Genomic DNA, 13,775 nt, shown 5'->3' with positions numbered 1-13,775 from the left:
AAGGTGCGCCGATCGCCCACCTTAACCGTCCCGGACGACGCTCAGCGGTGGCGTCGAACGAGCAGGCCAGGGCGATCGGCACGCCTCAGATCAACTTAGGGTAGAGGCCCGCCCGCGGCCAGGGCGCACAGCTTGGTGAATTCGTCGGACTGAAGGCTCGCACCGCCGACGAGGGCGCCGTCGATGTCCTTCTGCGCAATGAGTTCACCGATGTTCGACGACTTCACCGAACCGCCGTAGAGCACGCGGACGACGGCCGCGGTCTCCTCGCCGTACTTCTCCGCCACGAACGAGCGGACGACCGAGCAGACCTCCTGCGCGTCCGCGGACGACGCGGTCTTGCCGGTGCCGATCGCCCACACGGGCTCGTAGGCGAACACGATCTTGGCGACCTGCTCGGCGGAGAAGCCGGCCAGGCCGTCCTCCAACTGCTGGCGCACCAGTTCGAGGTGACCGCCGGCCGTGCGCACGTCGAGCTTCTCGCCGAAGCAGAAGATCGGCGTGACCTCGACCTTGAGCGCCGCCTTGATCTTGGCGTTGACGACGGCGTCCGTCTCGCCGTGGTACTCGCGGCGCTCGGAGTGGCCGACCGTCACGTAGTGGCAGCCGAGCTTCGCGAGCATCGGGCCCGACACCTCACCGGTGTAGGCACCGGAGTCGTGCTGCGAGACGTCCTGCGCGCCGTACTTGAGCAGCAGCTTGTCGCCGTCGACCAGCGTCTGGATGCTGCGGATGTCCACGAACGGCGGGAGAACCGCCACCTCGACCTTGGCGAAGTACTTCTCCGGGAGGGAGAAGGCGATCTTCTGCACGAGGCCGATCGCTTCGAGGTGGTTGAGGTTCATCTTCCAGTTGCCCGCGATGAGCGGGAGCCGGGCTGCCATCAGGACTCCAAAACGCTGATGCCGGGGAGTTCCTTGCCCTCAAGGAACTCGAGGGACGCGCCACCGCCGGTGGAGATGTGCGAGAAGCCGTCCTCGGGCAGGCCGAGCGCGCGCACGGCCGCGGCCGAGTCGCCACCGCCGACGACGGTGAACGCCTCGGACTTGACCAGGGCCTCGGCGACGGCACGGGTGCCGCCGGCGTAGGTCTCGATCTCGAACACGCCCATCGGGCCGTTCCAGAACACGGTCTTCGCGTCCGCGAGCTTCGACGCGAACAGCTCGCGCGACTCGGGGCCGATGTCGAGGCCCATCTTGTCGGCGGGGATCGCGGAGGTCGCGACGACCTCGTGCTCGACGTTGCCGAACTCGGCAGTGACCAGCACGTCGACCGGCAGCACGAGTTCGACGCCGCGCTTCTCGGCCTCGGCGAGGAAGCCCTTGACCTGGTCGAGCTGGTCGGACTGCAGCAGCGACGTGCCGACCTCGTGGCCCTGGGCCTTGAGGAACGTGTACGCCATGCCGCCGCCGATGAGCAGCCGGTCGACCTTGGCCAGCAGGTTCGCGATGACACCGAGCTTGTCGGACACCTTCGCGCCGCCGAGCACCACGACGTACGGGCGCTCCAGGTCGTCGGTGAGCTTGCGCAGCACACCGAGTTCGGTCTCGACGAGACCGCCGACGTACGCGGGCAGCTTCTGCGCCACGTCGTAGACCGAGGCCTGCTTGCGGTGCACGACGCCGAAGCCGTCGGAGACGAACGCGTCGGCGAACGACGCGAGCTCCTCGGCGAGCTCCGCGCGCTCCGCGTCGACCTTCGAGGTCTCGCGGGCGTCGAAGCGGACGTTCTCCAGCATCACGACGCCGCCGTCGGTGACCGCGCCGACCACGGACGTGGCGGACGGGCCGACGAGGTCGGACGCGAGCGCGACCTCGGTGCCGAGCAGCTCACCGAGGCGAGCGGCGGCCGGGGCCAGCGAGAACTTGGGGTCCGGCTCGCCCTTGGGGCGGCCGAGGTGAGCGGTGACGATCACGCGGGCACCGGCGTCGGCCAGGGCCTTGATCGTCGGCACCGACGCGCGCACGCGGCCGTCGTCGGTGATCTTGTCTCCGTCGAGGGGGACGTTCAGGTCGGCGCGCACCAGGACGCGCCGACCCGCGACACCCTCGGCGAGCAGGTCGCTGAGAGTCTTCAACGCACTCGCTCCGAACTCAGATCTTGGAGGCGACGAGCTTGACCAGGTCCGCGAGGCGGTTGGAGTAGCCCCACTCGTTGTCGTACCAGCCGACGACCTTGACCTGGTTGCCGATGACCTTGGTCAGCGGCGCGTCGTAGATGCACGAGTGCGGGTCGGTGACGATGTCGGCCGACACGATCGGGTCCGTCGAGTACTTGAGGATGCCGGCCAGCGGGCCCTCGGCGGCGGCCTTGTACGCGGCGTTGACCTCTTCGACGGTGACCTCGCGCTTGAGCGTGACGGTCAGGTCGGTGGCGGAGCCGGTGGGGATCGGCACGCGCAGCGCGTAGCCGTCGAGCTTGCCCTTGAGCTCCGGCAGGACCAGGCCGATGGCCTTCGCGGCACCCGTGGAGGTCGGGACGATGTTCAGCGCGGCGGCGCGGGCACGGCGGAGGTCGCTGTGCGGCGCGTCCTGCAGGTTCTGGTCCTGCGTGTACGCGTGGATCGTGGTCATGAGGCCCTGCTCGATGCCGAAGCTGTCGTTGAGGACCTTGGCCAGCGGCGCGAGGCAGTTCGTGGTGCAGGACGCGTTCGAGATGATCGTCTGCGAACCGTCGAGCTTCTCCTCGTTGGCGCCGATGACGACCGTGAGGTCCTCGTTCTTGGCCGGCGCGGAGATGATGACCTTCTTGGCGCCGCCCTCGTCCACGTGCGAGCGGGCCTTGGTGGCGTCGGTGAAGAAGCCGGTCGACTCGACGACGACGTCGACGCCGAGGTCCTTCCAGGGCAGCTTGCCCGGGTCGCGCTCGGCCAGGGCCTTGATGACCTTGCCGTCGACGGAGATGCCCTCGTCGGTGACCTGCACGTCGGCGTCCAGGCGACCGAGGATGCTGTCGTACTTCAGCAGGTGGGCCATGGTGGCGACGTCACCGAGGTCGTTGAACGCGACGATCTCGATGTCGTGGCCGCCGGCCCTCACGGCGCGGAAGAAGTTGCGCCCGATCCGACCGAAACCGTTGACACCTACACGAACCGTCACGACTGACTCCTTGCGTTCAGCTTTGGCAGGAACAAGCCCACCCTATCTGCCGAACTGCGTCCCTGGTCACAGGGATAGTGAGTATCTCTTGATCGAGCCAGAAAAAGTGGCTCTGATTAGGCCGTTCGGCGGCGCAGCGCGCGGAGCATCCAGAGGTAGGCGCTCAACTCCTCCGCCGCCTCCGCCGCGGTCCGGCAAGCCTCCGGGCTGGTGTCCTTCGGGTCGCGTCCGACGACGGCCTGGATGCGCGCCAGCCACTCGTCCACCACGGGGCGGTCCTGGGGCGGCACGAGCGCTGTCTCGGGTCTGATCTGCGCGGTCATGTCAGGATCCTGTCCACGCTCGCGGAGCAGGCTCAATACCCCGAAACAGCGGGTGTTACAGGCCGTTACGCACCCGGTACGGTCGGGATCATGACGGCCGCCGCTGCCACCTGCGTGACGTGTGGGAACCCTCTCACGGAGGCGGTCGCAGGTCGGCGGTACTGCTCCAACGCGTGCCGTCAGCGCGCCTACCGCTCCCGCACGTCCGCGCGCGTCGAGACGAACGGCGCGGTCTCGTTCGTGCCGGCCCCGCTCGACAGCTTCGTGGGCAGGCGGGAGGAACTGGCCGCGCTGGCCCGCACCGAGGCGGACCGGCTGGTCTCGCTGGTCGGCCCCGGAGGCGCGGGCAAGACGCGCCTCGCGATCCAGTACGCGAGCAAACGCGCTGATCAGACGTGGTGGACGGCGCTCGCGGCCGCGTCGGACGTGGTGCAGGCGGTCTTCGCCGCGGTCGGTGCGCACCCTCTCCCGAACGGCTCGGCGCGCGACGCCGTGGTGGCCGAGGTCGAGCAGCACCGGCGGCCGTTGCTGGTGCTGGACAACTGCGAGCACCTTCTCGGCGAGGTCGCGGGCGTGGTCGCCGAGCTACTGGCCCGCTGTCCCCGGTTGCGCGTGCTGGTGACGTCGCGCGAGCCGTTGCGGCTGGCCGGTGAGCAGGTCTTCTCGGTCGGTGAGCTGGAGCTGGAGCACGACGCCGTGGCGCTGTTCCGCGACCGCGCGGTGTCGGTGGACCGTTCGTTCGAGGTGGACGCCGCGAACGTCGCCGACGTGATCGCCGTGTGCCGGTCGCTCGACGGCATGCCGCTGGCGATCGAACTGGCCGCGCGGCGCATCCCGGTGCTCTCCCCCGCCGAAATCCTCGCCCGACTGGGTGACCGGCTGGCGTTGCTGACGGGCGGTCCGCGCACGGCCGAGGACCGGCACCGCACGCTGCGCACCGCGATCGGGTGGAGTTACGACCTGCTGTCGGCGCAGGAGCAGGAGGCGTCGCGGCGGCTCGCGGTGCTCGGGGTGCCGTTCGACCTCGACGTGGCCTCGGCGGTGTGCGGGGTGCCGGACGCGCTGGAGCTGCTGACCGGTCTGGAGCAGAAGTCGTTGCTGGTGGTGGACCGGGTCGGGGGGCACACGACGTTCCGGCAGCTCGAGTCGGTGCGGCTCTACTGCCGGGAACGGGCGGTGGCGCACGGCGAGGTCTCTCTCGTGGCCGACCGTGTGGTCGAGTGGGTGTGTTCGCTCGTGGAGCCGGAGATCTCGTCGTTCTTCCCGTCGCCGCCCGTCGTGCTGCTGCTGGACCGCAACGTCGGGCTGCTCGAACTGGCCGCCTCCCGCACGGCGTCGACGGGTGACTGGTCACGGCACGCGCTGACGGCCGTCGCGACGGCCTGGACCTCGACTCCGCGCGGGCCCCGGGGCGCGCCGACGGAGCTGCTGCACCAGGCGTTGTCCCGGCCGCTGCCGCAGGCGTACCGGAGCGTGCTGGCGGTGCTGGCGGCGATGCATCACCGCGTGCGCGGCGGGTGGCACGTGACGCGCCGGTTCGCCGAGGAGTCGCTGGCCATCGAACGCGCCGATGCGTGCCGTCCGGGCACCACGGCGCGGGCGTTGGAGGTGCTGGCGTCCGCTGAAGCGCACACGGGTGACCCTTCACGGGCCTGGGAGCTGTTCGACGAGGCCGCCGCGCTGCTGCACGACTCCGACGACAAGCTCGCGCGCGCCATCCTGTTGAACTCGTACGGCTGGACGTTGCTGCAACACGGTTTCGCGGACCGGGCGGCGCCGTTGGTGCGGGACGCGCTGACGTTGACGCGCCTGATCGGCCTGCCGCACATGTTGAACCCCGTGCTGCACACGGCGGGCGCCATCGCGTTGGCGCGCAGGGACTTCCCCGAGGCCGTCGAGCTGTTCCGGGAGAGCCTGGAGGTCGGTGCCGAGCACCCGATGGACCAGTTCTACGACCTGGAAGGGCTCGCGTTGGGGCTCGTGGGCGTGGGGGCCGACGACGAGCGCGCTCTCTCGTTGCTGACGTCTGCCAGTGTGGTGCGCACGCGCTATGACTTCCGTGCCGAGCCGTACTGGCAGGCGTTGCTGGACGACGCACGGACGGTGTGCCGCGACCGGATCTCCGCCACCCGGCTGCGCGCGGCCGAGTCGACGGGTGAGCGGATGTCGTTGGCGCAGGCCATTTCCTACGCCCTGACCGCGCAGCCGCGTGCCGAGGACCCCGCCGACGGGGTGGTCTCGGCGCGCGAACTGCACGTGGCGACGCTGGTCGCCGAGGGGCTGACGAACCGGCAGATCGGGCAACGGCTCGGTATCTCGCCGCACACCGTCGCCCGGCACGTCACGCACGCCCGGTCGAAGCTCGGCCTGCGTTCACGCGCCCAACTCGCCGTGTGGGCCGGGCGGCAGACGCCTTAGGACCTGGGTGTCGGGGGAGGCGGCCGCTGGCGTGCGCCGGCGGCCGGCGCTTCCTCACACCTCTGCTTCGAGCATTTCGGCCGTCACCGCGGACTCCGTGTCCGGCAGTCCGAGGTCCTTCGCGCGCTTGTCGGCCATCGCCAGGAGACGCCTTATACGGCCTGCCACCGCGTCCTTGGTCATCTGCGGGTCGGACAGCTGCCCGAGCTCCTCCAGGGACGCCTGGCGGTGCGCGAGCCGCAGCTGACCGGCCGCGGCCAGGTGGTCCGGTGCCTCCGGGCCGAGGATCTCCAACGCGCGCGCGACCCGTGCCGCGGCCGCGACGGCCGCACGGGCCGAACGGCGCAGGTTGGCGTCGTCGAAGTTCGCGAGCCTGTTCGCCGTGGCACGCACCTCACGCCGCATCCGGCGCTCTTCCCAGGCCATCACGCTGTCGTGCGCGCCGAGCTTGGTGAGCATCGCGCCGATGGCGTCGCCGTCCCTTATCACCACGCGCTCGGCCCCGCGGACCTCGCGCGACTTGGACGAGATGCCCATCCGGCGGGCGGCTCCGACCAGGGCCAGCGCGGCCTCGGGACCGGGACAGGTGATCTCCAGCGACGAGCTGCGACCGGGTTCGGTCAGCGAGCCGTGCGCGAGGAACGCACCGCGCCACGCCGCCTCGGCGTCGCACACGCCGCCACTCACGACCGGAGCGGGCAGGCCGCGCACGGGACGGCCGCGCGGGTCGAGCAGACCGGTCTGCCGGGCGAGGCCCTCGCCGTCCTTCACCACGCGGACGACGTACCGGGTGCCCTTGCGCAGGCCGTTGGACTGGATCGTGAACACCTCGGCGTGGTGGCCGTAGAGCGCCTGGATCTCCTTGAGCAGCCTGCGGGCCGCGGAGCCGAGGTCGAGTTCGGCCTCGACGACGACCCTGCCGGACACGATGTGCAGGCCGCCGGCGAACCTGAGCAGGGAGGACACCTCCGCGCGGCGGCAACAGGTCTTGGATACCGCGAGCCTGCTCAGCTCGTCCTTGACCGCCGACGTCATCGCCACGGGCTCGTCCCTCCCACTCCGGTCTCCTCGACCACCTGCCTCAGGCAACCGGCAAGCGCCTCCGGATCATGCCGTTCAGCGGCGTCCGGTGCGGCGATCTTCGCCAGATGCGTCCGCGCACCCAGTGCCGAGGCGGCTCGCGTCAACCGGTCCGGGGTCGGGACCGAGTCGACGTCGGCGATCACCGCGTCCACCTTCAGCTCGGGTGCGTGCTCGCAGACTACGTCCAAATGCCGCTCCGGAGAGAAACCAGCAGTTTCACCCGGTTGGGGGACGAGATTGAGCACGAGGACCTTCTTGGCCTCCGTGCGCACGAGCGCGTCGTGCAGTTCGGGCACCAGCAGGTGCGGCAACACGCTGGTGAACCACGATCCGGGCCCGAGTAACACAAGATCCGCGTCAAGTACAGCCTGTACTGCTTCCGGACAGCCTGCAGGTCGCCCGTTCGGGGCAGTCAACCGGATGCGCTGCACGAGCCCCGGCGTGGTCGCGATGGCGACCTGCCCCCGGATGCGCCGCACGTCCGTCACGTCCTCGTCGAGGCCCATGACGTCGGCCTCGATGTCGAGCGGGTCGTTCGACATGGGCAGCACGCGCCCCTTGACGCCGAGCAGCCTGCTCGTGAGGTCGAGCACCGCGACGGGATCGCCGAGCTGCTCGAGCAGCCCGGCGATCACCAGGTTCCCCACCGCATGACCCGCGAGTGCCCCCGTGCCGCCGAAGCGGTGCTTGAACAGGGACGTCCAGCGCTGGCTGGCCTCGTCCTCCCCGGCCAGCGCCGCCATGGCCTTGCGCAGGTCACCCGGCGGCAGCAGGTCGCTGAGCTCGCGCCGCAACCGCCCCGACGAGCCCCCGTCGTCCGCGACGGTCACCACGGCCGTCACGTCGTCGGTGACCCGCTTCAGCGCGGTCAGCGTCGCGTGCAGCCCGTGCCCGCCACCCAAAGCAACAGCTTTCAACTTCGTCACTCGCGTCCCAGATCCCTGTGCACGACCTTGACAGCCATGCCGTCCTCGCTAGCGAGCCTCGCGGCCAGCTCTTCGCTCAGGGCAACACTGCGGTGCTTGCCGCCGGTGCAACCGATCGCGAGCGTCAGGTAGCGCTTGCCCTCACGCCGGTACCCGGCCCCGATGAGGCGGAGCAGTTCGTGGTACCGATCAAGGAACTCGTCAGCGCCCTCCTGGGACAGCACGTAGTTGCGCACCTCACCATCGAGACCCGTCTGCTCGCGCAGCTCCGGGATCCAGAACGGGTTGGGCAGGAACCGCACGTCCATGACGAGGTCGGCGTCCATCGGCAGCCCGTACTTGTACCCGAAGCTCAGCACCGTGACCCTGGTCCTGCTGGCCGCCTCGGTGCCGAACGTGTCCTCGATCTTGGCCCGCAGCTGGTGGATGCTCAGCGCGGACGTGTCCAGCACCAGGTCGGCTTCCTGCTTGAGCGGCGTCAGCAGGATCCGCTCGGCCTCGATGCCGTCCTGCAGCCGGCCGTCCCCCTGCATGGGGTGGCCGCGCCGCACCGCCTCGAAGCGGCGGATGAGGACGTCGTCCGTGGCCTCGAGGAAGAGGACGCGCGGCTTGTACCCGCGCGCGTCCAGGTCCTTGATGATGGCGGCCAGGTCTTCGGTGAACGCACGGCTGCGCACGTCCATGACGACAGCCACCCGCGTGATGGCCCCGCGCGCCTGGGCGCCGAGCTCCACCATGGTGGCGATGAGTTCCGGGGGCAGGTTGTCGACGACGAACCAGCCGAGGTCCTCCAGGCACTTGGCCGCGGTGCTGCGGCCCGCACCGGACAGCCCGGTCACCACGGCGACTTCGATGCCGGACTTCTCCGCGTTCACGACTACGACTCCGTTACCTGTTCATGAGCGCGCTTCTCCCGCGCTCTGGGTTGGGCAAGCTCTGTGGTCGGGCCGCGCACCTCGGCGACGTGCCCGAGGGTGAGTCTCCACCGGAACGGGCCTCGGGTGCGGCAGGTTCGGCAGTTGAGGTGGGCGTGGCGTGGCCGCTGTCACGATCCTCGCGCCGTGGGGCTGGAGTGCGCCGGGTGGGCGTGACTGGTGCGGCGGGTGGTGCGGGTGCGACACGACCGGCGGGTGTGGGCGGTGCGGCGGACGCGGGCAGCGCAGGTGCGGCACGACCAGCGAGCGCGGGCGATGAGGCACACGCGGGCGGCGCGGGTACGGCACGACCAGCGGGCGCGGGCGATGAGGCACACGCGGGCGGCGCGGGTACGGCACGACCAGCGAGCGCGAACGCGGGTACAGCGCGACCGGCGGGCTCGGGTTGCGGGGCGGGCTCGGCGGAGACCGCGGGCACCACTCCGCCGACGGGTGCGGGCTGCGCGGCAAGCGCAGGCGGTGAGGCGGGAGGGGCGGGCACGAGGTGCGGCAGGTTTGAGCGGGCCGCGGGCGCCATGCAGCCTGCGGGTGCCGCACGGCGAGCGCGAGCGGCGGGCGCCACACGGCCCGCGCGAACGGCAAGCGCGACACGGCGAGTGCGCTGCCGGCACCACGCGAGCAGCGTCGTGGGCGTCGGCTCAGCCGTGAAACGTGCGGTGAACAAGCCGTCGGCGGGCGTCGGCGCGGCCGTGGGATGTGCGACGGGCAAGCCGTTGGCGGGCGTCGGCGCAGCCGTGAGACGTGCGACGAGCAAACCGTCGGCAGGCATCGGCGCAGCCGTATGACGTGTGGTGGGCGAGCCGCTGGCGGGTGCCGGCGCGGCCTGGTGCGGGTGTGGGCTTGCGGTCACGCCGTCACCGGTTGGCTCGACTGGTAGGCAAGGCGCGCGTCGGCGCCCTCGGCGATGCGGTTCAGCTCGTCGTCCAGCGCCATGAACACCTCCCACGGTTCCTGGCCGCTCACGCGGGCCAGGTGGTCGGTCACCAGCTGTTCCAGGTCTGGGACTCGGTTGGCCTTCCACACCTTGTCGGCGAGGCTCACCAGGAGCTCTTCGAGGGTGATGCCTGCGGTGGTCCAGGAGGCGTGCGTGCCGGCGAAGCGGGCCAGGCGTTCTTCCACGCCTCTGGCGCGCAGCAGGGCGTGGCCCGCCGGTTCGTGCTCGTGGCCCGGGCCGGAGAGTTCGTTGGGGTGCAACACCTTTCCGATGTCGTGAGTGGCGGCTCCGTAGAGGACCGCCTCCTCGTCGACCTCGGCGGTCGGGTGGGTCCGCGCCACCCAGGCGAGCAGTTGCGCTGCCACGTCGTGGACCGCTCGCAGGTGCGCTGCCAGGCGGGGTGGCGCGTTCAGCTCGGTGAGGAGGGTTTCGGCTGCCTGTGGGAGGCGGCGGAGCGGGACCTCCTCGGTCAGGGCTCGCAGGGCGGCGGCGGCCATCAGGCTTTGCCTCCTGGGGAGGCGAGGGTGGCCACGACCGCTTCTGCCGTCCGGCGGCCCACGCCCGGGACGTCGCTGATCTCGTCCACTGTGGCCTGCTTCAGCTTCTTGACCGAGCCGAAGTGCTTGAGCAGCGCGGCTTTCCTCGTCTCCCCCAAGCCTGGGACCTCGTCGAGTTCCGAGGTCGTCATGCGCTTCGAGCGCTTCTGGCGGTGGTAGGCGATGGCGAAGCGGTGGGCCTCGTCGCGGACTCGTTGCAACAGGTAGAGGCCGTCGCTGCTGCGCGGGAGGATCACCGGGTCCTGTTCGCCGGGGACCCAGACCTCTTCCAGGCGCTTGGCCAGGCCCACGACGGCCACGTCGGTGATGCCCAGTTCGGCCAGGACGTCGGACGCCGCCGCGGCCTGGGGGCCCGCGCCGTCGACCACCAGGAGGTTGGGCGGGTAGGCGAACTTGCGGGGTTTGCCGGTGTCCGGGTCGATGCCCGGGTTGGGGCCGCCGTTGGCCGTTTCGCGGAGCATCGCCTGGAAGCGGCGGCGGACGACCTCGGCGATGGAGGCGACGTCGCCCTCGGTCGCGGCCTCGCGGAGCGCGAAGCGGCGGTATTCGGACTTGCGGGCCAGACCGTCCTCGAAGACGACCAGGGACGCGACCACGTCGGTGCCCTGGACGTGGCTGATGTCGATGCACTCGATGCGCAGCGGGGCCGTGTCCAGCATCAGCGCGTCCTGGATCTCCTGCAACGCCGCCGAGCGCGCGGTGAGGTCTCCCGCCCGGCGGAGCTTGTGCTGGGCGAAGGCCTCGGAGGCGTTGCGGGCCACGGTTTCCATCAACGCGCGCTTGTCGCCTCGTTGGGGGACGCGCAGCACGACTCGCGAGCCTCGTTGTTCCGAGAGCAGGTCCTCCAGGGCAGAAGCGTCGTCCGGCAGGACGGGCACCAGCACCTCGCGCGGGGTGTTCTCCGTTTCGTCTCCGTAGAACTGCATGATGAACTGGTCGACGATCGCCGCGTCGTCGACGGCCTCCACCTTGTCCAGCACCCAGCCGCGCTGGCCGCGCACCCGGCCGCCGCGGACGTGGAACACCTGGACCGAGACCTCCAGCTCGTCCTGCGCGAACGCCATCACGTCGGCGTCCGTGCCGTCACCCAGCACCACGGCCTGCTTTTCCATGGCACGGCGCAGCGCACCCAGATCGTCACGCAGGCGCGCCGCCCGTTCGAACTCCAGCTCTTCGGACGCGGCCAGCATTTCGCGTTCCAGGCGGCGGACCATGTTGTCCGTCTTGCCCGCCAGGAAGTCGCAGAAGTCCAGCACGATGTCGCGGTGTTCGTCCGCGGAGACCTTGCCGACGCACGGCGCCGAGCACTTGTCGATGTACCCGAGCAGGCAGGGACGGCCTATTTGGTTGTGGCGCTTGAAAACACCCGCAGAACACGTGCGCGCGGGAAAGACGCGCAACAACAGGTCCAGCGTCTCGCGAATCGCCCAGGCGTGTGCGAACGGGCCGAAGTAGCGCACACCCTTCTTGCGCGGACCGCGATAAACGTGCAGCCGCGGGTATTCCTCGTGCAACGTCACGGCCAGCACCGGGTACGACTTGTCGTCGCGGTACCGGACGTTGAAGCGCGGGTCGAACTCCTTGATCCAGTTGTACTCGAGCTGCAGCGCCTCGACCTCGGTGGTGACGACCGTCCACTCGACGGAGGCCGCCGTCGTCACCATCTGGCGGGTGCGCGGGTGCAACCCGGCCAGGTCGGCGAAGTACGAGTTCAGCCTGCTGCGCAAGCTCTTCGCCTTGCCGACGTACACGACCCGGCCACCGGCGTCGCGGAACTTGTAGACGCCGGGAGCCTCAGGAATCGTGCCCACCGCGGGGCGGTACGTCGAGGGATCTGCCACGCCGTCAAGACTATCGACGGGGTCTGACAAAAACAGAAAGGGTCAGGTCAGGACCACTTGGTCGCCGTCGACCTTCACCGCGACGGCCTTCAGACCGGTCGTCGCCGGCCCCTTCTTCACGGCACCGTCGGACGCACCGAACTGGCTGCCGTGCGAAGGACACGTGATGGTGCCGCCGGACGGTTCTCCGACCATCGAACCCTGATGCGGGCAGGTCGCGTCATAAGCCTTGACCTCGGACGCCGAAATGCGCGCCACGACGATCTTCTTGCCGCCCGGCGCGTCGACCACGGCGCCGCCTCCCTCCGGCACGTCGGCCAGCGCGACGAGGGCGGTTCCCGGCGTTCCGGCCGACGTCGGTTCCGAGCCTCCGGAGGTCGGGGAAGAGCTGGAAGGACTCGTCGAACTGCACGCCGTCACGAGCCCGCTGGGCACGGCGAGGGCAACCGCGATTCCGCACAGAGCCGCGCGCCTGCTGACCGGGCTTTCGGTGTTCACGACCGATCCTCCGTGGTGGTGGGGGTGTTCGGGGTTACACCACAGCATTACGCGGATCGGTCAGCGAGAGTTCATCCGAGCGCCCAATGCACAGCAAATGCACAGGTCTCAGGCGAGCACCAGATCGTCCCCGGAACGCACGACGGCGACCTCCACCAGACCGGAAGTCGCAGGTCCTTTGCGAACAGAGCCGTCAGAAGGGTCGAACGAGCTCCCGTGCAACGGGCAGGTGATGACTCCCCCGGCAGGCGGATTCACGAACGAACCCACGTGCGGGCAGGAGGGGTTGAACGCCCGGAATTCACCCGATCGAGGTTGCACGACGAGCAGTTGGGCGTTGCCGGGCATGTCCACCAGCAATCCCGAGCCCGAGGGCACCGAGGCGACGGCGACCACCCGGTCACCGGCGCGAGCGGTCCCCACACCGCCCGTCTTGCGAGGAGCAGGCTCGCCACACGCGCTCAGCGCCGCGGCGAGCCCACACAACAACACGGTTCGACGATCCAAGCCATCCACGAGCACCGATTATCGGCGCTGGTCCTCCGCGGCAGCCGTCCGGGCCAGCGCGAGCACGGCCGTGAACGGCGGGAACCAGTGCCGCGAGTGCGACGGCGGGTTCGCCCACCTCAGCGACCCGTACCGGGTCATCGTGGGCGGCAGGGCGATCCGGTGCGGCGACCGCACGAACTGGACCTCCGGCGGCGCCTTCAGGTGCGTCGGGAGCAACGCGACCAGCTCGGCCAGGAAGATCCAGTGCTCGCGGGGCCCGGGGATGACCGTCACCGGGCCGGCGAGCATCCGCGACTTCAGGTCGGCCAGCACTCGCGACCCGATCCGCGCCGGCATCGCCAGGGCTGTCGTTGCGGGACCCAGGGGCAGGAACACGCCCTGCTCGGTGACGCTCACCTGCCAGCCGAGCAACCGGTAGCCCGCGACGGCCTCCCCGATCGCTCGTGCGTGTCCCCTGTTCTGTGGGATACCGGCCGTGCCGGTCTCCGCGGTCGTGAGGCTCATCGGCGGTTGTCCTCCCCGTTGGTGGGTCAGGCACTGGCCACGCCACGGGGATCGACCCGCAGCCTGACGTTGTGCAGGGTGCTTCTCAGTTCCCGCCAACACCACTCGGCCGCTGCATGAGCCTCATGCAGCGGACGTATGAAGCTCA

At 70.2% G+C, this 13,775-nt stretch carries 13 protein-coding genes; 1 reads left to right on the top strand and 12 read right to left on the bottom strand.

What is annotated here, in order from left to right; all coding sequences use genetic code 11:
* Positions 1-95: 95 nt before the first annotated feature.
* The 4 genes from tpiA to QSK25_RS23350 all read right to left on the bottom strand — a co-directional run bounded on the left by tpiA (position 96) and on the right by QSK25_RS23350 (position 3,421).
* A complete protein-coding gene (tpiA, locus tag QSK25_RS23365) occupies positions 96-884 on the bottom strand; it encodes a triose-phosphate isomerase (protein ID WP_285641250.1) in 789 nt (262 codons plus the stop codon).
* The gene (locus QSK25_RS23360) at positions 884-2,077 is read right to left on the bottom strand and encodes a phosphoglycerate kinase (RefSeq protein WP_285641249.1); all 1,194 of its coding nucleotides are present in this window, start codon (positions 2,075-2,077) and stop codon (positions 884-886) included. The genes tpiA and QSK25_RS23360 overlap by 1 nt, the downstream gene beginning before the upstream one ends.
* Before the next feature lie 16 nt (positions 2,078-2,093).
* Positions 2,094-3,098, bottom strand: a complete 1,005-nt coding sequence (gap, locus tag QSK25_RS23355) for a type I glyceraldehyde-3-phosphate dehydrogenase (RefSeq protein ID WP_285641248.1) — start codon at positions 3,096-3,098, stop codon at positions 2,094-2,096.
* Positions 3,099-3,214: 116 nt separating this feature from the next.
* Positions 3,215-3,421: a hypothetical protein gene (locus tag QSK25_RS23350; protein ID WP_285641247.1), complete on the bottom strand. Its 207-nt coding sequence runs from the start codon at positions 3,419-3,421 to the stop codon at positions 3,215-3,217.
* Between the two features lie 90 nt (positions 3,422-3,511).
* Here QSK25_RS23350 and QSK25_RS23345 point away from each other — a divergent pair, with 90 nt between their 5' ends.
* Complete coding sequence (locus QSK25_RS23345; protein ID WP_285641245.1) at positions 3,512-5,839, top strand: ATP-binding protein; 2,328 nt, start codon at positions 3,512-3,514, stop codon at positions 5,837-5,839.
* Positions 5,840-5,893: 54 nt separating this feature from the next.
* On the opposite strand, the gene whiA is transcribed toward QSK25_RS23345, so the two are convergent.
* The 8 genes from whiA to QSK25_RS23305 form a co-directional block, all read right to left on the bottom strand.
* Positions 5,894-6,880, bottom strand: coding sequence for a DNA-binding protein WhiA (whiA, locus tag QSK25_RS23340; protein ID WP_030478101.1), 987 nt, complete (start codon positions 6,878-6,880; stop codon positions 5,894-5,896).
* Entirely contained in the window at positions 6,871-7,839 is a 969-nt protein-coding gene (locus tag QSK25_RS23335; RefSeq protein ID WP_285641356.1) for a gluconeogenesis factor YvcK family protein, read from the bottom strand. Before QSK25_RS23335 ends, whiA begins: the two co-directional genes overlap by 10 nt.
* Positions 7,840-7,844: 5 nt before the next feature.
* Positions 7,845-8,702: an RNase adapter RapZ gene (gene rapZ / locus QSK25_RS23330; RefSeq protein WP_169731025.1), complete on the bottom strand. Its 858-nt coding sequence runs from the start codon at positions 8,700-8,702 to the stop codon at positions 7,845-7,847.
* Between the two features lie 927 nt (positions 8,703-9,629).
* Positions 9,630-10,214: an HD domain-containing protein gene (locus tag QSK25_RS23325; RefSeq protein ID WP_285641243.1), complete on the bottom strand. Its 585-nt coding sequence runs from the start codon at positions 10,212-10,214 to the stop codon at positions 9,630-9,632.
* Positions 10,214-12,115: an excinuclease ABC subunit UvrC gene (gene uvrC, locus QSK25_RS23320; RefSeq protein ID WP_285641242.1), complete on the bottom strand. Its 1,902-nt coding sequence runs from the start codon at positions 12,113-12,115 to the stop codon at positions 10,214-10,216. Before uvrC ends, QSK25_RS23325 begins: the two co-directional genes overlap by 1 nt.
* Positions 12,116-12,157: 42 nt before the next feature.
* Positions 12,158-12,613 carry a Rieske (2Fe-2S) protein gene (locus QSK25_RS23315; protein WP_285641241.1) on the bottom strand — a complete coding sequence of 152 codons (456 nt, stop codon included), beginning with the start codon at positions 12,611-12,613 and terminating at the stop codon, positions 12,158-12,160.
* A gap of 108 nt (positions 12,614-12,721) precedes the next feature.
* Positions 12,722-13,036, bottom strand: coding sequence for a Rieske (2Fe-2S) protein (locus QSK25_RS23310; protein WP_285641240.1), 315 nt, complete (start codon positions 13,034-13,036; stop codon positions 12,722-12,724).
* 102 nt (positions 13,037-13,138) lie between these two features.
* Positions 13,139-13,627: a hypothetical protein gene (locus tag QSK25_RS23305; RefSeq protein WP_285641239.1), complete on the bottom strand. Its 489-nt coding sequence runs from the start codon at positions 13,625-13,627 to the stop codon at positions 13,139-13,141.
* Positions 13,628-13,775: the final 148 nt, after the last annotated feature.

It is taken from the genome of Lentzea sp. NBRC 102530, assembly GCF_030269365.1.
GTDB lineage: Bacteria > Actinomycetota > Actinomycetes > Mycobacteriales > Pseudonocardiaceae > Lentzea.
This window is presented reverse-complemented; position numbering and strand designations above follow the sequence as displayed.

Bases quoted from the DNA above. Each gene is read 5' to 3' on its own strand.
- QSK25_RS23345 (WP_285641245.1), top strand. From the start codon at position 3,512: ATGACGGCCGCCGCTGCCACCTGCGTGACGTGTGGGAACCCTCTCACG.
- QSK25_RS23325 (WP_285641243.1), bottom strand. From the start codon at position 10,214: ATGGCCGCCGCCGCCCTGCGAGCCCTGACCGAGGAGGTCCCGCTCCGC.
- tpiA (WP_285641250.1), bottom strand. From the start codon at position 884: ATGGCAGCCCGGCTCCCGCTCATCGCGGGCAACTGGAAGATGAACCTC.
- QSK25_RS23350 (WP_285641247.1), bottom strand. From the start codon at position 3,421: ATGACCGCGCAGATCAGACCCGAGACAGCGCTCGTGCCGCCCCAGGAC.
- QSK25_RS23305 (WP_285641239.1), bottom strand. From the start codon at position 13,627: ATGAGCCTCACGACCGCGGAGACCGGCACGGCCGGTATCCCACAGAAC.